The organism is Lawsonibacter asaccharolyticus, from assembly GCF_022453915.1.
GTDB lineage: Bacteria > Bacillota > Clostridia > Oscillospirales > Oscillospiraceae > Lawsonibacter > Lawsonibacter asaccharolyticus.
Genome location: NZ_CP091870.1, coordinates 1,251,072 through 1,269,948, shown reverse-complemented (window position 1 = coordinate 1,269,948; position 18,877 = coordinate 1,251,072). Strand labels below are relative to the sequence as shown.

17 protein-coding genes are annotated in these 18,877 nt (G+C 61.2%); 7 read left to right on the top strand and 10 right to left on the bottom strand.

Annotated features, from left to right (window positions below):
- The first annotated feature begins 54 nt into the window (after positions 1 to 54).
- Genes L9O85_RS06005 through vanT form a run of 3 tightly spaced genes read left to right on the top strand, consistent with a single transcriptional unit; the run spans position 55 to position 3,952 of the window.
- Complete coding sequence (locus tag L9O85_RS06005) at positions 55 to 1,095, top strand: D-alanine--D-alanine ligase family protein (RefSeq protein WP_301579903.1); 1,041 nt, start codon at positions 55 to 57, stop codon at positions 1,093 to 1,095.
- Complete coding sequence (locus L9O85_RS06000; RefSeq protein ID WP_277102929.1) at positions 1,092 to 1,835, top strand: D-alanyl-D-alanine carboxypeptidase family protein; 744 nt, start codon at positions 1,092 to 1,094, stop codon at positions 1,833 to 1,835. The genes L9O85_RS06005 and L9O85_RS06000 overlap by 4 nt, the downstream gene beginning before the upstream one ends.
- Entirely contained in the window at positions 1,832 to 3,952 is a 2,121-nt protein-coding gene (gene vanT, locus L9O85_RS05995; protein WP_301579900.1) for a serine racemase VanT catalytic subunit, read from the top strand. The genes L9O85_RS06000 and vanT overlap by 4 nt, the downstream gene beginning before the upstream one ends.
- Positions 3,953 to 4,114: 162 nt before the next feature.
- On the opposite strand, the gene L9O85_RS05990 is transcribed toward vanT, so the two are convergent.
- The 4 genes from L9O85_RS05990 to L9O85_RS05975 are packed head-to-tail and all read right to left on the bottom strand — an operon-like array spanning position 4,115 to position 7,237.
- A complete protein-coding gene (locus L9O85_RS05990; RefSeq protein WP_050624551.1) occupies positions 4,115 to 4,528 on the bottom strand; it encodes a (deoxy)nucleoside triphosphate pyrophosphohydrolase in 414 nt (137 codons plus the stop codon).
- Positions 4,529 to 4,564: 36 nt separating this feature from the next.
- Positions 4,565 to 4,915, bottom strand: a complete 351-nt coding sequence (locus L9O85_RS05985) for a DUF4186 domain-containing protein (RefSeq protein WP_050624550.1) — start codon at positions 4,913 to 4,915, stop codon at positions 4,565 to 4,567.
- 33 nt (positions 4,916 to 4,948) lie between these two features.
- Positions 4,949 to 6,268: a branched-chain amino acid transport system II carrier protein gene (brnQ, locus tag L9O85_RS05980; RefSeq protein ID WP_050624549.1), complete on the bottom strand. Its 1,320-nt coding sequence runs from the start codon at positions 6,266 to 6,268 to the stop codon at positions 4,949 to 4,951.
- A gap of 42 nt (positions 6,269 to 6,310) precedes the next feature.
- The gene (locus tag L9O85_RS05975) at positions 6,311 to 7,237 is read right to left on the bottom strand and encodes a LysR family transcriptional regulator (protein ID WP_301579898.1); all 927 of its coding nucleotides are present in this window, start codon (positions 7,235 to 7,237) and stop codon (positions 6,311 to 6,313) included.
- A gap of 132 nt (positions 7,238 to 7,369) precedes the next feature.
- Here L9O85_RS05975 and L9O85_RS05970 point away from each other — a divergent pair, with 132 nt between their 5' ends.
- From L9O85_RS05970 to L9O85_RS05955, 4 genes are read left to right on the top strand one after another with little or no spacing between them, the layout of a single operon-like run.
- A complete protein-coding gene (locus L9O85_RS05970) occupies positions 7,370 to 8,269 on the top strand; it encodes an MBL fold metallo-hydrolase (RefSeq protein WP_301579896.1) in 900 nt (299 codons plus the stop codon).
- Between the two features lie 59 nt (positions 8,270 to 8,328).
- Positions 8,329 to 8,829 carry a TRAP transporter small permease gene (locus L9O85_RS05965; protein ID WP_050624546.1) on the top strand — a complete coding sequence of 167 codons (501 nt, stop codon included), beginning with the start codon at positions 8,329 to 8,331 and terminating at the stop codon, positions 8,827 to 8,829.
- Positions 8,826 to 10,112 (top strand): TRAP transporter large permease, encoded by a 1,287-nt coding sequence (locus L9O85_RS05960; RefSeq protein WP_050624545.1) that lies wholly within the window; start codon positions 8,826 to 8,828, stop codon positions 10,110 to 10,112. The genes L9O85_RS05965 and L9O85_RS05960 overlap by 4 nt, the downstream gene beginning before the upstream one ends.
- Positions 10,113 to 10,150: 38 nt before the next feature.
- Positions 10,151 to 11,284, top strand: coding sequence for a TRAP transporter substrate-binding protein (locus L9O85_RS05955; protein WP_301579893.1), 1,134 nt, complete (start codon positions 10,151 to 10,153; stop codon positions 11,282 to 11,284).
- 356 nt (positions 11,285 to 11,640) lie between these two features.
- Here L9O85_RS05955 and L9O85_RS05950 read toward each other — a convergent pair whose 3' ends face one another.
- From L9O85_RS05950 to L9O85_RS05925, 6 genes are all read right to left on the bottom strand, one after another.
- A complete protein-coding gene (locus tag L9O85_RS05950) occupies positions 11,641 to 13,395 on the bottom strand; it encodes an ABC transporter ATP-binding protein (RefSeq protein WP_119346878.1) in 1,755 nt (584 codons plus the stop codon).
- Positions 13,392 to 15,176 carry an ABC transporter ATP-binding protein gene (locus tag L9O85_RS05945; RefSeq protein ID WP_119346879.1) on the bottom strand — a complete coding sequence of 595 codons (1,785 nt, stop codon included), beginning with the start codon at positions 15,174 to 15,176 and terminating at the stop codon, positions 13,392 to 13,394. Before L9O85_RS05945 ends, L9O85_RS05950 begins: the two co-directional genes overlap by 4 nt.
- Before the next feature lie 61 nt (positions 15,177 to 15,237).
- Entirely contained in the window at positions 15,238 to 15,852 is a 615-nt protein-coding gene (locus tag L9O85_RS05940) for a TetR/AcrR family transcriptional regulator (protein WP_301579892.1), read from the bottom strand.
- 156 nt (positions 15,853 to 16,008) lie between these two features.
- Positions 16,009 to 16,242, bottom strand: coding sequence for a hypothetical protein (locus L9O85_RS05935; protein WP_119346881.1), 234 nt, complete (start codon positions 16,240 to 16,242; stop codon positions 16,009 to 16,011).
- Positions 16,243 to 16,300: 58 nt separating this feature from the next.
- The gene (locus L9O85_RS05930) at positions 16,301 to 18,409 is read right to left on the bottom strand and encodes a heavy metal translocating P-type ATPase (RefSeq protein WP_119346882.1); all 2,109 of its coding nucleotides are present in this window, start codon (positions 18,407 to 18,409) and stop codon (positions 16,301 to 16,303) included.
- Between the two features lie 57 nt (positions 18,410 to 18,466).
- Complete coding sequence (locus L9O85_RS05925; RefSeq protein WP_119347799.1) at positions 18,467 to 18,727, bottom strand: DUF6110 family protein; 261 nt, start codon at positions 18,725 to 18,727, stop codon at positions 18,467 to 18,469.
- Positions 18,728 to 18,877 lie beyond the last annotated feature (150 nt).

The following is an 18,877-nucleotide window of genomic DNA, read 5'->3' as shown; positions in this document are numbered from 1 at the left end:
GACGCGCTTTTTTCTGGTCTGTCCCCTCCCCCACACAGAAGGAGTTGACAGAACATGAAACAGATCCTGGTGCTGTTCGGCGGGTGTTCCCCCGAGTACAGCGTCTCTCTGGCCTCCGCCTATGGGGTGCTCACCCATATAGACCGGAGCCTGTATCAGCCCATCCCTGTGGGCATCACCCGGGAGGGGGCCTGGCGCTGGTACGGCGGGGCGCTGGAGGCCATCCCGGAGGACCGCTGGCAGGAGGAGCCCGCCTGCCTCCCCTGCACCCTGCGGCTGGACCGGGGCGGGGCCGCCCTGCTCCTGCTGGACGGCTCCGGCCGGACCCTGGCCTTTGACGGGGCCTTCCCCCTGATCCACGGCAGCAACGGAGAGGACGGCACCCTTCAGGGGCTCTTTGAGCTGGCAGGGGTCCCCCTCATCGGCTGCGGCACCCTGTCCAGCGCCCTGTGCATGGACAAGGACCGCTCCCACAAGCTGGCCGCCCTGGCCGGGGTCCCCAGCCCCAGAGGGATCGTGCTGGAGCCCGGCTTCTCTCCCGCGGAACTGCGCCGGGGGGCGGAGGCGGTGGGCTTCCCCCTCTTTGTCAAGCCGGTCCGGGCGGGCTCCTCCTTCGGCGTGAGCCGGGTGGAGGGGCCGGAGCAGCTGGATGGGGCGGTGAGGGCCGCGCTGGCCTATGACCGCCGTGTCCTGCTGGAGGAGGCGGTCTCCGGCTTTGAGGTGGGCTGCGCCGTACTGGGCAGCGAAGAACTGACAGTGGGCCTGGTGGACGAGATCCAGCTGTCCGGCGGTTTTTTCGACTTTGAGGAGAAGTACACCCTCAAGACCTCCGCCATCCACTGCCCCGCCCGCATCCCTCCGGAGGCGGCCGCCCAGGTGCAGGAGGCCGCCCGGACCATCTTCCGCGCCCTGGACTGCCGGGGCTTTGCCCGGGTGGACCTGTTCCTCACCCCGGAGGGGGCGCTGCTGTTCAACGAGGTCAACACCATCCCCGGCTTCACCCCCCACAGCCGCTATCCCACTATGATGCAGGGCGCCGGCCTGGACTTCACCTCCCTGGTCAGCCGCATGATCCGGCTGGGGGTGGGAGCATGAGGCCCCTGCGGCTCCGCCGGGAGCAGACCTGCCAGGGCCCGCTGGTCCTGATCGATCGGGCACACCCCCTCCAGGAGGGCGCGCCGCCGGAGCTGGTCCCCGTGGACCGGCTCCACCCCCAGGTGCTCCTGGAGCGGCGTGCGGCCCGGCTGCTGGCCGCCTGCATCCGCTCCGTGGGGGGCGGGCGGACCATCGTCCCCGTCTCCGGCTGGCGGAGCCGGGCGGAGCAGCAGGCCATCTGGGACGACACCCGGGCCCGGGAGGGGGATGCCTTTACCCGGCAGTACGTGGCCCTTCCGGGGTGCAGCGAGCACCAGACCGGCCTGGCCATCGACCTGGGGGAGGACGTCCCCGATCTTGACTTCATCCGCCCCAGCTTCCCCGACTCCGGGGCCTGCGGCGCTTTCCGACGGGCAGCGGCCCGGTACGGCTTCCTCCAGCGGTACTGCCGGGAGAAGGAGGCCCTCACCGGCATCGCCGCTGAGCCCTGGCACTTCCGCTATGTGGGGGCGCCCCACGCCCAGCTGATGGAGGAGCACGGGCTCTGTCTGGAGGAGTACGTCCCCTTCCTGGAGGTGTCCCCCCGGCTCTGCCGGCTGGGCAGCGGCAGGACCGCCCGGGTGTCCCGACTCCCCTGCCCCAGCGCCGTCCTGGAACTGGAGCCGCCGGCGGGGTGCTGGCAGCTCTCCGGAGACAACTGCGGCGGGTTCATCCTCACCGTCTGGGAGGGAGAGCCATGAGCGCCCGCCGGGATGCCCCTGTGCTGGACCGCTTCCGCCTGCTGGCGGCGTTCCTGGCGGTGTGCAACCACACCGCCCCTCTGGCCGGACTGGCCCCGGAGGCCGACTTCTGGCTCACCCGGGTGCTGGCCCGGATCGCGGTCCCTTTTTTCCTCATGGTCAGCGGGTACTTTCTCTCCCAGGACGGCTGGAGGGGCACGGGCAGATTTTTGAAGCGGACGCTGACCCTCTACGCCGCCGCAGTTCTGCTCTATCTGCCCCTGAACTGGTACAACGGGGGCTTCTCCCCCCTGGAGTGGCTCAAAAAGCTGCTCATAGACGGCACCCTGTACCACCTGTGGTATTTCCCGGCGGTCCTGCTGGGGGTGGTGATCGCCCGCGGCCTGGCCCGGCTGGGGCTGCCCGCCGCCCTGGCGGCTGCCCTGCTCCTCTACCTGATCGGCCTGGGCGGGGACAGCTACTACGGCCTGACCGCCCAGCTGCCCGCCCTGGACGCCCTCTATGGCGGGCTGTTCCGCCTGTGCTCCTATACCCGGAACGGGCTGTTCCTGGCCCCCCTTTTCCTGCTTCTGGGGGCGGCGGGAGTCCGGCTGGGCAGGGGGATCTCCGCCCTGGGCACCCTTCTCTCCCTGGCCGGTATGTCCCTGGAGGCGTTCTGGCTCCGCGCTCAAGGCTGGCCCCGCCACGACAGCATGTATCTTTTCCTCCCCCTGACCATGCTCTTCCTGTTCTCCCTGCTGCTAAATGGCGGCCGGGGGCAGGACCGCACCGCCCGCAGGCTGTCCCTGCTGATCTACCTCCTCCACCCCTGGAGCATCGTGCTGGTGCGGGGCGCTGCAAAGCTGACAGGGCTGGAGGCCCTGCTCATCCAGAACAGCCTGGCCCACTTCTGCGCCGTGGCGGCGCTCACCCTGTGCGCCGCCCTGGTGCTGGACGCCCTGCGCCCCCTCCGCCCCGCCCCCTGCGGCCGTGCCTGGAAGGAGCTGGACCTGGACGCCCTGCGGCACAACGCCCGCACCCTCCGCTCCGCCCTGTCCCCCGGCTGCACGCTGATGGCGGTGGTCAAAGCGGACGGCTACGGCCACGGGGCGGTGCCGGTGGCCCGCTGCCTGCGGCGGGACGGGGTGCGGGCCTTCGGGGTGGCCTGTCTGGCTGAGGGCATCGCCCTTCGGAAGGCCGGGGTGCTGGGCACCATCCTCATTCTGGGCTACACCCCGCCCCGTGAGGTCCCCCTCCTCCGCCGCTGGCATCTCACCCAGACGGTGGCCGACGAGGCTCACGGTCGGGCGCTTGCCGCCCAAGGAGGGCCCGTCCGGGTCCACCTGGCCCTGGATACCGGCATGCACCGGCTGGGGCTGCCCGCCGGGGACCGCTCCGCCATCGCCCGGATGTACCGTCTGAAAAATCTGCGCATCGACGGGGTGTTCTCCCATCTGTGCGTCTCCGACAGCCTGAAAAAAGAGGACATGGACGCGACTCTGGAACAGCTCACCCTGTTCTATGACACGCTGGACTGGATGCGCACCCAAAACCTCTCTCCGGGCCGCGTCCACATCCAGGCCAGCTACGGGGTCCTCAATCTGCCGCCCCAGCCATGCACCTGGGCCCGGGCCGGCATCGCCCTGTACGGTGTGTACAGCTCCCTCTCCCCGGTCCAGCGCCGCCTGGACCTGAAGCCGGTCCTCTCCCTCCGGGCCCGGGTGGCCTCGGTGCGCCCCCTGCGCCCCGGGGAGCGGGCCGGGTATGGGCTGGCCTTCCAGGCCCGCCAGGAGACCCGGCTTGCAGTGGTCACCATCGGATACGCCGACGGCCTGCCCCGCCAGCTGCCCCAGCAGGGCGGGCGTGTGCTGATCCGCGGTGCTTTCTGTCCCATGGCGGGACGGATGTGCATGGACCAGCTGCTGGTGGATGTCACCGCCCTGCCCGATGTCCAGGCCGGGGATGTGGTCACCCTCATCGGCCGGGACGGAGCGCAGGAGCTCCGGGCCGAGGAGCTGGCCGCCCGGTGCGGCACCATCACCAATGAGCTTCTCTCCCGGCTGGGCAGGCGGCTGGAGCTGCAAAAGGTCCCTCGTTCTTCCCAGAGTAGTGGGCGGAGCGCAGAGACGCGGGGATGACCGACCCCGGCCGGAACCAAGACAGGATAAGATGAGAAGGGCATGGGTCCTGTCCCCCTGCCCTTCTGTAGTTCTGATCCCCTGTGAGGACCCCGTCTGTCATATGGCGGAGCCGTACTCCCGACGCATCAAGGCCAGCGCCATTCAGGCGCTGGCCTTGTCTTATCTTCCAACCTGTGTGGGACCGCCGCATCCGGCCACTTCCCGCAGCCGCTCCAGGATGGCCTCGTCTGCGGGGCAGAATCTATACTGCGGGATCTCTGCCGCCCGGATCCACCGGATGTCCTGATGCTCCAGCTTTCGGGGCGTTCCCTCCGCGATGGAGGCATGAAACAGGGTCAAGTGGACGGTAAGGTCAGGATAGGCGTGGATGACCTCCATGAAGGGCTCCCCCACCGCCACCCGGATGTCCAGCTCCTCCCGGCACTCCCGGACCAGGGCCTCCTCCCGGGTCTCCCCCGGCTCCACCTTTCCGCCCACGAACTCCCAAAGCAGCCCCCGGGCCTTGTGGGCCGGGCGCTGGCAGATGAGGAAGGTCTCCCCCTCCCAGATCAGGGCCGCCACTACTTCTGTCATCGCTGTGCGCTCCTCTCTGTCTCCTCCGCAGCCCGGTCACAGCTGCCGCTGGATCCAGGCCATCAGCAGATTCACGATCTTCTCCTGCTGCCGCCGGTTCAGCTGGATGCCCGGCGGGATCTTATACCACTTGTACAGGCACTTGCGGCAGCAGCAGGCACAGGCGTGCTGGGCGAGGAACACCGGGTGTCCCCGCATGGGGGTCTGCCGCCCGTCGTTGGGCAGCTCCGCCGGAGCCAGCCGGGTCTCAATGAACCCCCGGGCGTGCTCCCGAATGGTGTCCAGCCCCTTCTCCCCTATATAGGCCCGCTCCCGCTCTGAGAGCCGGAATTTCGCCCGGAAGGGGGACGCCTGAAGCTTCTCCAGCGCCTCGTCGATGGTCTGCACCCCTCAGTCCTCCTCTCTGTGTCCTCCCCCGGCTCATCGGACTTCCTTGCTTTCCCTTTGGAGGGAGAGGACAGCTCCCAGCAGGACGCCGGCCAGGGCAGGCAGGACCCATCCCAGGCCCACCTCCGCCAGGGGGACGGCGGAAAGCACCCCGTCCAGGACTGGAACAGCTGCCCCCAGTCCCTGTACCGTGTACAGGATGCTGGCCGCTCCAGTAAACAGGATGCCCGCCGGATAGATGGCCCGCAGCCGCTGCAGCCGCTCCGGCAGAAAGGAGAGCAGGATCAGCACAATGGCCGGCGGATACAGAATATTCAGCACCGGGACGGAGAACTCCAGGATCTGGTCCAGTCCTGCGTTGGCGATCACCATGCTGAGCAGGGCGAAAAAAGCCGCCCAGGCAGACGCGGGGAACCTGGGGAGCAGGGTGTGGAAGTAGGTGCTGCACGAGCTGAGCAGGCCCACGCAGGTGTTGAAGCAGGCGATGACAAAGACAGCTGCCAGGATCGCTCTGCCCCAGGGGCCGAAGATGGCTCCCACCAGATTGGTCATGGTAGCGGCCCCGTTGGTGGTCCCGGGAAAGGCACCGCCGGACAGCGCCCCGATATGGGCCAGCATGGAGTAGACTGACAGGAACAGCACCGCCGCCACTCCGCCTGCCCGGACGGTGCTGCGGAGAACGGCCTTCTCCTCCGTCACCCCCAGCGCCCGGATATTCATTACGATCACGATGCCGAAGTTCAGGGCCGCAATGGTGTCCATCGTCTGATAGCCGGTGAGGAAGCCCTCCACCGGAGCCGCGCTGTCATAGGGGGGCAACGCGGGACCATAGCCCCCCACAGGGTGGATCAGGCATCCCAGGAACATCACAGCCACCAGCGCCAGCAGCAGCGGGCACAGCAGCCTCCCCAGGCGGCTGGTCAGCTTTTCCGGCCGGAGGGCCACCAAAAAGGCCGCTCCGAAAAACAGGGCGGAGTAGCCCAGCCGGAACCAGATCAGCGGCGTTCCCTCCGGCAGGAAGGGGGGCACGGCCATCTCAAAGGAGGTGCTGGCCGTCCTGGGGATAGCAAGGCAGGGGCCTATGGAGAGGTAGATCAAAATGGTAAACACCGTGGCAAAGACGGGATGGACCCTGCCCGCCAGCCGTGTCAGGCTTCCCGACCGCACCACTGCGATCACACCCAGAATGGGAAGTCCCACAGCACTCACCGCCAGTCCTGCCATGGCCGGCCAGGTGTCCACGCCGGCCTGTGCCCCCAGCTGAGGAGGAAAGATCAGATTGCCCGCCCCAAAAAACATGGAAAACAGCGTAAACCCCACCAAAAGCTGGTCTCTGCGTCTAAGTGTCTGCATCTCAACTACATCCTTTCTCTTGTATCCTTCCTGCACCTCTGTTTAGTCCAAGTCATCCTGCGGCAGGCCGTAAAAGTCCAGGATAAACTCCCAAAAATCCAACGCCGCCTCTGTCATGAGGCTTTTTTTATGACGCATGATATGGATGGTTCGTTTTGCCATCTCGTCTTCCAGCACCGAATACTGGAGGCCGGGCGCAATGGCAAGGGCGTCCTTCAGGCAGGACTCTGGGAGCACCGCCACAGCGAGATCAGATTGGACCAGCTTGACTTTGACCAGGAACTCATCTGTCTTGCAGTACACTTTTGGAAAATATCCCGCGTTCATACACAAGGGAAAGGTGATGTCGCTGAACAAAACATCCTTCCGGTCATTCTGGGCCATGGTGACAAAATACTCGTCTTTGAGCAGGGAGAGATCCGCCGGACCGGCTCCCAGCGCGTTGGCCAATCTGTTCCCATAGATCAGTGCATAACGCTCCTGAAAGAGGGGACGAGAGACCCAAAAAGTCTTGTTCTGGTCGTGGAGCGTATCTCCCGCAGAAGAGGACAGAAGAAAGTCCAGTTGATCCGAATCCACCATTTTTGTGGCCTCAAACGCGATGATCTGGAACGTGATCAGGGGATTGATCTGGGTGTACTGGGCGACACAGTCCGCGATAATGGGGGCATAGGAAGTATAAGCGATCTGAATGCCCCCCTTGGTGTCATAGATCCCCCGTTTAGCAGAATTGATCCCCGCATTGAGCAGCTCCACCGCCTGCTTTGCATATTGGGCAAACTGCTCCCCGGTCTTGTTCAGCACAATGCGGTTGCCGATCCGGTCAAACAGCTTGACGCCGATCTCCCGCTCCAGAGAGGTGATGTGCTTGCTCAGAGACGGCTGGGAGATATGGAGCAGATCCGCCGTGGCGGAGACATGCTCGTATTTGGCCAGATGCAGAAAATACTCGATGTTCCGAATGTCCACTCCGCACCCTCCATTATTCCGTTTTTAATATAGCACTATATTTTAGACTAAATTGACAAGTTGGTCAACCACTTTTATTATAAGAACTGACAATGAGATGTGGCCAAATCTCAAAATAAAGGAGGTCGTCCTTTGGAACATTTTAACCGTTTCGGCAATATGTCGCCTACACAGGAATATATGCATCGGCCATATCTGATGGATCGCGCGCCCTTTCAGATCCGGGGCAATCTGTACTTTGTGGGAAATCTCTGGTGCTCCTCCCACCTGATCGATACCGGGGAGGGACTGATCCTGCTGGATACTCCATGCGCCGGCAGCATGCCCGGCCTGATCCACAACATCTGGAAGCTGGGCTTCAATCCCGAGGACCTGAAATATATCATCGTGTCCCACGCCCATACGGATCACTACGCCTGCGTCAACGCCCTGGTCCATCTGTCTGGGGCAAAAACCTTCCTCAGTGCGGTAGACGCAAAAGACATGCGGGAGCATCCGGAGCGCATGGAGGCCATGAACCGGGAGCTGGGATATTACAATGAGAGCTTTGTGCCGGATGTGGAGCTCCAGGATGGGGACCTGATCCAGCTGGGCAACACCACGATCCGCTGTGTCCTCACGCCGGGCCACACCATCGGAGTGATGTCCCACTTCTGGACGCTTCAGGACGGCCAGGACACCATCCGCGTGGGGATCTACGGCGGGGCTGGCTTTGTCAGCGTCTCCGAGGCGGCACTGCGGCGCAATGGGATGCCCCTCTCTCTCCAGCAGGATTTTCTCACTTCCATCGATAAAGTGTGGGACGAGCCTGTGGATCTGATGCTGGGCAACCATCCCTTCCACAACGACACCTACCAGAAATACGCCAGGCTGTGCCAGGGAGACAAGGACGCGTTTCTGGACCCGGGAGAGTGGCACCGCTTTCTCAACGAGCTGCGGATCCGCTACCAGACGTTTCTTGCCATGACTCCCGAGCAGGTGGAAGCTATGTATGCAAAATCACAGATAAATGATTATTACAAGATCCTTTGAGCAACAATAGTCCATTTTGTGGGATGCCGAAATCAAAAGATAGGGGGACCGGTACGCAGATGAAGACACTAAAATTCTTGGACAAGCACCTGGAAGAGTTTATCATGGTGCTCCTGCTGAGCAGCATTGTGGTCATCATGCTTTTTCAAATCATTCGCAGATATATTTTCAACGATTCCCTGAGCTGGTCAGAAGAGTTCTGCCGCTACTGTTTCATTTGGATGATGTTTGTCGCATTTTCATACAGCGCACGCCTTGGTTCTGACTTGCGGGTAGACGCTTTGATCGGCATGCTTCCCCAAGGATGCAGAAATATCATTGAGATCATCAATCTGATCCTCTGCATCATGGTGGCCGGTTTCCTGTTTTACCACTCTTTCGGCACCGTGGCAGGTGTTATGGAGACCGGGGAAGCCAGTGTTGCGCTGAAGCTCCCCATGCAGTATGTCTATGCCGCCAGCGTAGTCGGCTACGGTCTTGGCACGGTCCGCTATATCCAGCGGCTGGTACTGTTTATTCTGGGACTGAAAAAATCCCCTGCTGAGGAGGGTATGGCATGATCTTAGCTGTTGTCGTTGTTTTTGTTGTAGGCATCCTGATGGGATTCCCTCTGGTTTTGACCCTCATCGGTGCCACTGTGGCCCCCGGACTCATTGACCCTGATTTTGCCGGCAACATACAGTTCGTGCTCCGAAGCATCATTGGTGGAGGTGACAGTACCAGCATCCTGGCCGCTCCCCTGTTCATCCTCTCCGGCATCATCATGGCAAAGGGCGGCATTTCGGAAAAAATCTTCAATGTCTTTGCCTATTTGCTGGGACATGTTCCCGGTGGGATCCCCTGTGCCGTCATCGCTACCTGCCTGTTCTATGGTGCGATCTCCGGTTCCGGCACCGCAACCTGCGCCGCAGTAGGTGCCATGACCATTCCAGTCCTTCTCTCTCTGGGATACGATAAAGAGTTTTCCGGTGCGGTGGTAGCTACCGCCGCCGGTCTGGGTGTCATCATCCCGCCCAGTATTCCCTTTATTATGTATGGAATGGCCACTGGAGCCTCCATCGGCAAGCTGTTCATCGCCGGCATTGTCCCCGGAATTCTGATCGCCGTCTGCCTGATGGCCTATGCGGTATTCTACTGTATCCGAAAAGGTGAGGATCGAAATCGGATCGATGCCAAACTGGTTCAGCTCCGTGAGATGGGGTTTCTCCCCCTGTTGAAGGACAGCTTCTGGGCACTGCTGACCCCGGTCATTTTGCTGGGCGGGATCTACTCCGGCGTAGTCACCACTACTGAGGTCGCCTGTGTGTCCGTGATCTATGCATTGATCGTGTCTGTATTTATTTATAAGACCGTAGAGGTACGAAAAATCTTTTGGCTCGTGGGAGAATCCTGCCGTGCTCTGGCCCCCCTTGCGCTGATGATGGCTGTGGCCACTGCGTTTGGACGGGTCCTGACGATCCTGCAGATCCCCACCATTCTGGCACAGTTTATCACGAGCAATTTCCATTCAAAGGTCGAGATCCTGCTCATCATCAATGTAGCTCTGCTTTTGATCGGCATGGTCATGGACACCGGTCCCGCCCTGCTGATCCTAGCCCCCATGCTGATCCCGCTGGCCACAGAACTTAACATCGATGTGATCCACCTCGGTATCATCATGGTCGTCAATATGGCAGTTGGATTTGTGACCCCTCCGTTTGGCGTTACCCTGTTTGTCGCCAGCCCCTTGTGTGACACACCGCCCATGCGCTTGGGCCGGAAAGCGGTCCCGTTCATCATTACATTCCTGATTGCCCTGATGTTCATCACTTTTATTCCCCAAATCAGTCTGTGTCTTTTGTAAAAACCATATATGTCAAATATTAAAAAGGAGCGATCACGATGAAAAAGCTACTCTCTCTTGCCCTGGCGTGTACCTTGACTCTCGGTCTGGCCTCCTGCGGCGGCACCGGGACTTCCACCAGTTCCAATGCTCCTGCTTCCTCCTCTGCGGTGGAATCCCCCGCCGCCCAATTCGATGCCGCCTCTTATCTGTCTGGAGATTATCCAAAGCTCCCCGAGGATGGTCCTGCCTATTCACTGTCCATCGGCCATGCGATGCAGGAATCCACAGAGAGCCACAAAATGCTTCTGGCCCTGAAAGACGCAGTGGAAAAGTATAGTGATGGAAAAATCACGATCACCATATATCCCAATTCCCAGCTGGGCAGCGACTCTGAAATGATCGCCTCCTGTGTAGCCGGAGACATGGATATGGTGCTTCAGTGTGGATCTACCCACGCGACTTTCGTTCCTGAAACTGTTATTTTTGACATTCCATTTCTCTTCTCAGGATACGATAGCGAAAAAATTGAGAGCGTCCTTACAGACAGCAAATTCCGCGACCTGTACAATCAGGCAAACGAAGACGGCGGACTGGTGTGCCTGATGCTCCGCGCCGGCACCGACAGCATGAATCTTACCTCCAACAAACCCGTCACCAGCATGGAGGACCTGAAGGGGCTGAAGATCCGCACCGCTCAGGTGGAGAGCCGGATGGCGGTCTGGAATGCATTGGGTGCCAACCCGACTCCCATGGCTTTCAATGAACTCTACATGGCTCTTCAGAACGGAACAGTCGATGCGCAGGACAACAACCTCTCCAACGCCCTGAGCAGCGCCCTGTATGAGGTGCAGGAGTACCTTGTCCCTACACACCATATGACTCCCAGCATGGATCTGACCATGAACAAAGATAAGTTCTATTCCATGCCCCAGTCCTATCAGGATCTTCTGACTGCGATCTGCAAGGATATGAGCGCTTATGACTACGACGTATGCATTGCAATGGAGCAATATTATTATGACAGTCTGGTCCAGGAACATGGAATGCAGGTCTGTGAGATCACCGATGAGTTTTTAACCGATATGCAGACCGCAGCCGCTCCCGCAGTAGAGAGCGCAAAGGCGGCCGTGGGCAACGATGCTCTTTATGACACACTGTACCAGCTTCTTGACGGCGGCGAATCCGCCTGACCTGACCTGCTTTTCATAAAATTTCATGTTTGACTTCTCTATCTCTTCTCAAGTCAGGAGGGGCGGCTTCTCCATTGCGGGAGGCCGCCCCTCCCGGCTGAACGGCTCCGTCAAAGGTGTCCGGATAAAAAACATACCCCCTCTGTCTCAGCTCAAGCCAAAAATCACCCTCATGGCGGCTCTTGCATGGAGCTGGGCGGCAGGCTCCAAAAAGAAAGGCATCTGCAAAGGCATAAGCCCCATAGGTACACAATGTGAACCTATGGGGCTTATGCTATGTATGGGGCAAATCATTGAAAACAGACCGGCTGACGGATGGCACCCATGATTGGGAGCCGCCCGTCAGTCGTTCTGCTTTATTTCTTACACAACAGCCGCCACTGGGCGCTCTCGCTCTGAAGCTCCACCATACGGCGGTAGAGGCCGCCCTGCTCCATCAGCTCCGCCGGGGTGCCCTGCTGGACCACATGGCCGTCCTCCAGCACCACGATGTGGTCGGCCCCCGCCACGGTGCGCATCCGGTGGGCTATCACCAGCACTGTCTTGCCTTGAAGCAGACGGGAGAGGGCGGTCTGGACGGCACTCTCGTTCTCCACGTCCAGGCTGGCGGTGGCCTCGTCCAGCAGCACCACCGGCGCGTCCTTTAGAAGTGCCCGGGCGATGGAGATCCGCTGCCGCTCCCCGCCGGAAAGGGTGGAGCCGTTCTCCCCGATCACCGTCTGGTAGCCCTGGGGCAGTTTGCGGATAAATTCGTCACATTGGGCGGCCCTGGCGGCCTCCAGCACCTCCTCGTCAGTGGCACCCCGGCGGCCCAGACGGATGTTCTCCATCACCGTGTCCCGGAACAGCACTACATCCTGGAACACCATGGAGTAGGAGCGCAGGAGGGTCTCCGGGTCTACCGTGGACACATCCGTCCCACCTAAAAGCACCTTCCCGCCGGTGACGTCCCAGAACCGGGCGGCCAGCTTGCAGGCGGTAGACTTCCCGCCGCCGGAGGGGCCGATGAGAGCGGTCACTTCTCCCTGCTTGGCCGTGAAGCTCACATCGTCAAGCACTCCCGCACCCTCCCGGTAGGCAAAGGAGACATGGTCAAAGGTGATGTCGTAGCGGTCGGGACGGAAGTCCTCTGTTCCCGTCTGCACCGGCTGCTCCAGGATGGAGCGCATCCGTTCAATCTGCAGCTTGGTGTTGAAGGTGGCGGCGATGTTCTGGAGCACCACTCCCAGAGGATCGTACAGCCGGGCGGCGGCAAAGAGGAAGCCCAGGAAATAGAGGAAGGAGAGCTCCCCGGCCAGCAGCAGTGCCCCGCCGGTGAGCACCGTGGTGGCAAGTCCCAGCCGCAGGAAGGCTTGAGCGGAGCACACGAACACACCGGTGGCCAGCTCGGACCGGATGGAACTACCTTCCATGGCGGCCAGCTTTGCCTCCAGGTCGCCAAGATACCGCTCCTGCCGGTGGCAGGCCTTGATGTCCCGGATGGTCTCCAGCCCCTCCTGGATGCAGTCGGCCACCGCCCGCTTGTTCAGGATGTTTTTTGTCCCGAAGGCATCCTGAATCTTTTTGGAGCCCGCCGTCAGCGCAACCGCCACGGGCACCACCCACAGCACCGCCAGGGCCATGCGCCAGTCGCAGGCGAACATGCACACCCCGATCACCAGCGTGGAGCCGATGGAGGCAAACAGTTGGGGAACATAGTGGGAGAACATCTGGTCCAGGCTGGAGCAGTCGGCGATCATGGTGGAGGTCAGGTCGCTGAGATCCCGGTTCCCGAAAAAGGACAGGGGAAGCCTGCGCAGCGTCTCCGCCAGGCTCACCCGGCGGTTTGCGCTCTCCCGGTAGGTGGCGATATAGAGGGAGGCGTACTGGAACCAGTGAAGGACGAACAGTAGGACCAGCACCGCCAGGGCAAAGCCCACATAGAGCCAGAACCCGTCCGTGGGACTGCCGCCGCCCTCCAGACAGCCAAGCAGGTGTTGAATTGTAAACAGGACTGCCCCGATGGGGAACATAAGAGCCAGATTGCACACGAAGCACCAAATCACGGCCTTCACCAGGTCTTTGGCTCCCTTCTCGCTGAGGGCGAAGATGTGCTGTAATTTCTTTATCATACCGCTGCCTCCTTTCCGACCTTCCACTGGGCGCTGCGTTGATAGTCCGCCCACATGGCGGCGTAGACGCCGTTTTTCTCCAATAGGGCACTGTGGCTGCCCTGTTCCGCAATCTTTCCTTCGTTTAAGACGATGATGCTATCCGCGTTCTGCACCGTGGACAGCCGGTGGGCGATCATCAGCACTGTTTTGTTCCGGGTCAGCGTCTCAAAGGCCTTTTGGATCTGATGCTCATTCTCCGGGTCGGCAAAGGCGGTGGCCTCGTCCAGCACCACGATAGGGGCGTCCTTCAAAATGGCCCGGGCCAGGGCGATGCGCTGCTGTTCCCCACCGGAGAGGTAAACGCCCCTGGCTCCCACCACCGTGTCCAGCCCATGGGGCAGTTTTTCCAGGATGTCATCGCACTGGGCGGCATGGGCGGCGGCAAGCACCTCCTCCCGGGAGGCATCCGGCCGGGCAGCCCGGATATTTTCCAGCAAGCTCTCCTTGAACAGCCGGGTATCCTGAAACACAAAGGCCACCTGCCCCATGAGGGCAGCGATGTCCAGCTTCCGCACGTCCGCGCCGCCCACGGTGACGCTGCCGCTGTCCACATCCCAGAACCGGGGGATCAGGCTGGCGGCGGTGGTCTTGCCCCCGCCGGAGGGTCCCACCAGAGCCACCACTTCACCGGGCCGGACAGAAAAACTCACATCCTCCAGCGCGGGCCGGTCCGCACCGGGGTAGGTGAAGGTCACATGGTCAAAGGCCACGGCGTCACTGGCTGGCCTTTTTTGGACCTTCGGCTCCTCCATGGGCTGTTGGCTCAGGATCTCATCCAGACGGCCGATGGCCTCGTCGGCCTCCATCACCGCCTCGCTCATATACATGATGCGGTTGATCATCTGGCCGCAGGCAGGAGCGAACAGGGCGTAGAAGATCAGGTTCACCAGCGCCGTCCGCACGTCCCCGCCGGAGGCGATGAGCAGCGCTGCCGGGATCAGCAGGGCGAAGGCCCCGTTGATGAAGGTGAGGAAGCAGGTCTGGCCTGTCCGGCAGCTCATGGCGTACTGGCTGGCCAGGTTGCTGTAATCCTGAATGGCAGCGTAGAAGGCCTTGAAGGAGTAGACCGTCTGCTGGAACATCTTTACCACCGGAATGCCCCGGACATACTCCACCGCCTCGCCGCTCATGCGCTCGATCTCCTTTTGATAGCGGTGGAAGAAGCCGGCATTTTTGCCGCCCATCATCAGGCACATGGACAGCAAAGCCAGCACCATGGTGAGCAGGCACAGAAGGCCCATCCGCCAGTCAAAGAGGAACAGCACGACGATGGCAGCGATGGGTGTCACCGCCGTGGCGGCCAGGTCGGGGAGCTTGTGGGCCAGCAGGTCCTCGGTGAGCCCGGCGTTGTCGTCGATGAGCTTGCGCAGCCGCCCCGATTGATTCCCGGTAAAAAAGCCCAGGGGGAGCTTCAGCACATGGGTCATAGCGGCGCGCCGGATGTTCCGGGCGGTGCGGAAGGCGGCGATATGGGTGGACATAAGGGCGGCAAAGTACAGCAGGATGCTGCCAATGGCAAACCACACCGCCATCCAGCCAAAACGGCCCAGATCCCCGGCCCCGTCCAGGCTGGGCCAGGCGGCCAGTATGCTTCTGGCCACCAGCCAGACACACAGATACGGTGCCAGCCCCAGCACCGCCGACAGGGCGGACAGGACACAGCCCAGGATCGTCAGGTTTTTGTGCCCGCCCGCATAGCCCAGGATGCGGGTCAGACTGCTTGGTTTCTTTTGCTTCAAAGTGATCCCTCCTTGTCAAAATAGTTAGTTATTGCTAACTTATATCCAAAAAAGATAGGGGTCAAGCCCCCATCAATTTCAGCCATCCGGCAGTGTAGAAATCGCGGAGTTGATCCACATCCCGCAAAGCCTGTTCCCGGGGCATATCGTGGATCACGATCTCGAAGATGCCGCTCATCATCCCGCTGGCGATGATGTGACACAGGGATTTGTCCAGCATAGGAATGTCCTTCCCCAGGCGGCGGAGCACTTCTATGTATTGGAGGGTGTATTCTACCTCCACCTCCACCATGTTGTGGACAAAGTGCTCGTAGCTGGTGCCCTCCGAGCGGGTGAGGAGCAACTTCACCGGCTCCCGGTGGTCGCAGATATAGTCTACCATCCAATGGACACACTGACTGGACTCCAGCCCCATATGATCGGGCTGCTGCTCCTCGGGCAGCTCGGCAAAGGAAGTCTGCGCCTCCATGAACCTGCCCATGAGGGCGGCGGCGTGGGGCTCCACCAAGGCATTAAACAGGGCCTCCTTGCTGGAGAAGTAGCCGTAAAAGGCCCCGGTAGTCACTCCGGCGTTCTTTACGATCTGCCGCAGGGAGGCACCCTGAAATCCTTTATCCAGGAACTCCGCCAGCGCAGCTTCCTGGATCTTCTCCAGGGTGGCGGTGGTCTCTTCCATTGTGACAGCCTCCTTATAGCACTGTTATATAACAATGTTATAGTATAGCTGTCCGGCTCATTTGTCAAGAGGTGGAAGAAAATTTTCCCACGGCGCACGATGAAAATACCCCGGCGTACCACTGCACGCCGGGGCATTCGAGAATAAAATCGTCGCTTACGGTTTGCGCCGGAAAAGATACGCCGCGCCGAAGAGGCCCAAAAGAACACCGCCCAGGATCTGAAAACCCGTTACCGCGCTCTGCATGAGCAGCACAAAGCTCTGGGTATCCATTCCGCCGCCATTGGCCGACAGATACGCCCAGGCGTAATTGTCTCCCAAGGGCACCGCCAGCAGCACCAGCAACGCGCCGACCAAAGCACCGATTAGATAGAATATTTCCTTCTTCATATTCAGCCCTCCATTCAGTCGATGATTAAAATAAGCTCATGCGGGGATCTTCCGAACTTTACAGATCCTTCACTACCTTTGTCTCTCGCCCGGCCACCGGCAGGGCGCTCATGCTGTGGAGGCTCACCCCCAAGGTGGACAGATTGTGGAGCATGGCGGAGGTGGCTGGAGGCAGAATGCCTGCCACACCAAGGCCGATGAGCACTCCGTTAAAGCCGATGACGAAGCGGTAATTGTTCTGGATGCGGTGCATCAGGGCCATGGCCAGCTGGCGCAGGCGTACCAGCTCCCACAGGCTGTCGGCAGCGATGGTGATGTCGGCGATCTCCCGGGCGATGGCCGCCCCGTCGCTGATGGCGATGCCCGCGTCCGCCTCGGAGAGGGCCGGGGAGTCGTTGATGCCGTCCCCTACCATGAGAACAGTGTGACCCTCCCGCCGGAGGGCGGCTACATAGTCCGCCTTGTCCGCCGGAAGCACTCCGGCCTGGAAATCGTCAACTCCCAGCTGTGCCGCGATGGCGGCTGCGGTGCGGGGGCTGTCCCCGGTGAGCATGACGGCGTTTTTCACGCCCAAGCCCCGCAGGGCGGAAAGCACGTCCTTCGCCTCCTCCCGCAGGGGATCGGAGATACAGATCACGGCCGAAAGCACTCCTTCGATTGCGAGATAGAGTTGGGAATACTCCGGGGGCATGGCGTCGAACTTGGCCTGTTCGCCCTCCGGGATGGTCACCTTTTCGTCCTCAAAGATGAAGTGGGCGCTGCCGATGCGCACCTGCTCCCCATCCACCGAGCTGGCGATGCCGTGGGCCACCAAATATTCCACCCTGGCGTGGCGCTCCTCGTGGGTGAGCCCCCGGCGGTGGGCCTCCTTCACCACGGCGTTGGCCATGGAGTGGGGGAAGTGCTCTTCCAGGCAGGCAGCCAGGCGGAGCATCTCCGCTTCTTCCTTCCCGTTGAAAGGGACGATCCTCGCCACCCGGGGGCAAGCGTGGGTGAGAGTGCCGGTCTTGTCAAAGACGATGGTGTCCGCCTGGGCAACCGCCTCCAGGAATTTGCCTCCCTTGACTGTGATGTGCTCCCGTCCCGCCTCCCGCATGGCGGAGAGCACCGCCAGAGGCATAGCCAGCTTCAGGGCGCAGGAAAAGTCCACCATCAGCACCGACAGGGCTCGGGTCACATTCCGGGTGAGGGCCAGGCTCAGCAGGCTCCCGGCAAAGGTATAGGGCACCAGCCGATCCGCCAAACTGGATGCCTTGGCCTCAGCGGCGGACTTCATCTGCTCTGACCGCTGGATCATCTCCACAATCTGGTCGTAGCGGCCCTGGCCGGAGGCCTGTTTCACCTCCAGGACGCACTCACCCTCTTCCACCACGGTGCCGGCATAGACCGCACCGCCGGGCCGTTTGGCCACGGGGACAGACTCGCCAGTGAGGGAGGCCTGATTGACGGTGATCTCTCCTTCCGCTACCACGCCGTCCAGGGGGATGACGCCCCCGGCCCGGACCACCACCCGGTCGCCGGGTTTGATTTGGCCAATGGGGATAAGCACCTCCCCGGCCTCAGTTTTCAGCCACACCCGGTCCACATGGAGGGACAGGCTTTCCGCCAGGTCGGCCACAGACTTCTTCCTCGTCCAGTCCTCCAACAGCTCGCCGATCTCCAGCAGGAACATCACCATACCGGCAGTGCCGAAGTCCCGGCGGCCCACAGAGATCCCGATGGACAAGGCATCCAGCAGCTCCACCTTGATTTTCCCTCGGTTCAGGCAACGAAAACCCTTATGGAGAAAGGGCGTCATATGCCAGATTACCCGGGCAACCCGCAGCGGAGCGGGCAGGAACAGGGCGGCGGCCCCCTTCATCAGCACCTTGCCCACCAGTTTCTCCTGAAATTCCCGGTTCAGTTCCCGGATACTGTGACTGGGAAGGGTAACTGACTCCTCTGCCTTGGTCCAGGTGAAGCCGCCGATAGCGGAGAGGACGGTTTCCCGCTCACCCGCATAAGTCACAATGACGCAGCAAGTACGCTCATGGACGACCGCCTCTTTGGTCCAGGACTGGGCCTTCAGCCAGGTCTCCAGCAGGTCTGCTTGGCGGAGGGACATATTTTTCTGCCTCAGCCGCAGGCGCATCCGGCCTCGGCTCTCGTGTACGATGGTCGCTTTCATCAAAAATCTCTCCTCATGGAAAAAGGGAGCCGCTTACCGGCTCCCTTCCGCAGTTTTTCAGGCCTCCTGGCCCTCTACCTGAGCCTCGGCTTCCTTGGCGGCCCGGGCCTCGTTGATGTCCTTGGCGGCGGCCAAAATGTCGGCGGCGTTCTCTTGGGCGGAGGTAACCGTCTCCATTACACAATCCTTCATCCGCAGGCCGGCAGCGGTGATGTGGGTATAGGCCTTCTTGGCGTCCTTGCTGGTGAGCAGCTTCACGCCGGCGGAGCCAAACAGGGCGCCGCCCACGAAGCAGGCCAGTCTGACATAGTGTTTCATCATGGTGGTTTCTTCCTTTCTACTATGTACTTATTTGCGTTTGTAGCCTGTGATCATCACCATGACCATGCAGATCACGGCGCCCCAGGCCCAGAAGCGATGCTGTTTCATCAAGATATCCTCCTGTTGGAAAACAAACATATCTCTTTG

Bases quoted from the DNA above. Each gene is read 5' to 3' on its own strand.
- L9O85_RS05990 (WP_050624551.1), bottom strand. From the start codon at position 4,528: ATGACAGAAGTAGTGGCGGCCCTGATCTGGGAGGGGGAGACCTTCCTC.
- vanT (WP_301579900.1), top strand. From the start codon at position 1,832: ATGAGCGCCCGCCGGGATGCCCCTGTGCTGGACCGCTTCCGCCTGCTG.
- L9O85_RS05935 (WP_119346881.1), bottom strand. From the start codon at position 16,242: ATGAAGAAGGAAATATTCTATCTAATCGGTGCTTTGGTCGGCGCGTTG.
- L9O85_RS06005 (WP_301579903.1), top strand. From the start codon at position 55: ATGAAACAGATCCTGGTGCTGTTCGGCGGGTGTTCCCCCGAGTACAGC.
- L9O85_RS05965 (WP_050624546.1), top strand. From the start codon at position 8,329: ATGAAGACACTAAAATTCTTGGACAAGCACCTGGAAGAGTTTATCATG.
- L9O85_RS06000 (WP_277102929.1), top strand. From the start codon at position 1,092: ATGAGGCCCCTGCGGCTCCGCCGGGAGCAGACCTGCCAGGGCCCGCTG.
- L9O85_RS05925 (WP_119347799.1), bottom strand. From the start codon at position 18,727: ATGAAACACTATGTCAGACTGGCCTGCTTCGTGGGCGGCGCCCTGTTT.
- brnQ (WP_050624549.1), bottom strand. From the start codon at position 6,268: ATGCAGACACTTAGACGCAGAGACCAGCTTTTGGTGGGGTTTACGCTG.
- L9O85_RS05955 (WP_301579893.1), top strand. From the start codon at position 10,151: ATGAAAAAGCTACTCTCTCTTGCCCTGGCGTGTACCTTGACTCTCGGT.
- L9O85_RS05960 (WP_050624545.1), top strand. From the start codon at position 8,826: ATGATCTTAGCTGTTGTCGTTGTTTTTGTTGTAGGCATCCTGATGGGA.
- L9O85_RS05930 (WP_119346882.1), bottom strand. From the start codon at position 18,409: ATGAAAGCGACCATCGTACACGAGAGCCGAGGCCGGATGCGCCTGCGG.
- L9O85_RS05950 (WP_119346878.1), bottom strand. From the start codon at position 13,395: ATGATAAAGAAATTACAGCACATCTTCGCCCTCAGCGAGAAGGGAGCC.
- L9O85_RS05940 (WP_301579892.1), bottom strand. From the start codon at position 15,852: ATGGAAGAGACCACCGCCACCCTGGAGAAGATCCAGGAAGCTGCGCTG.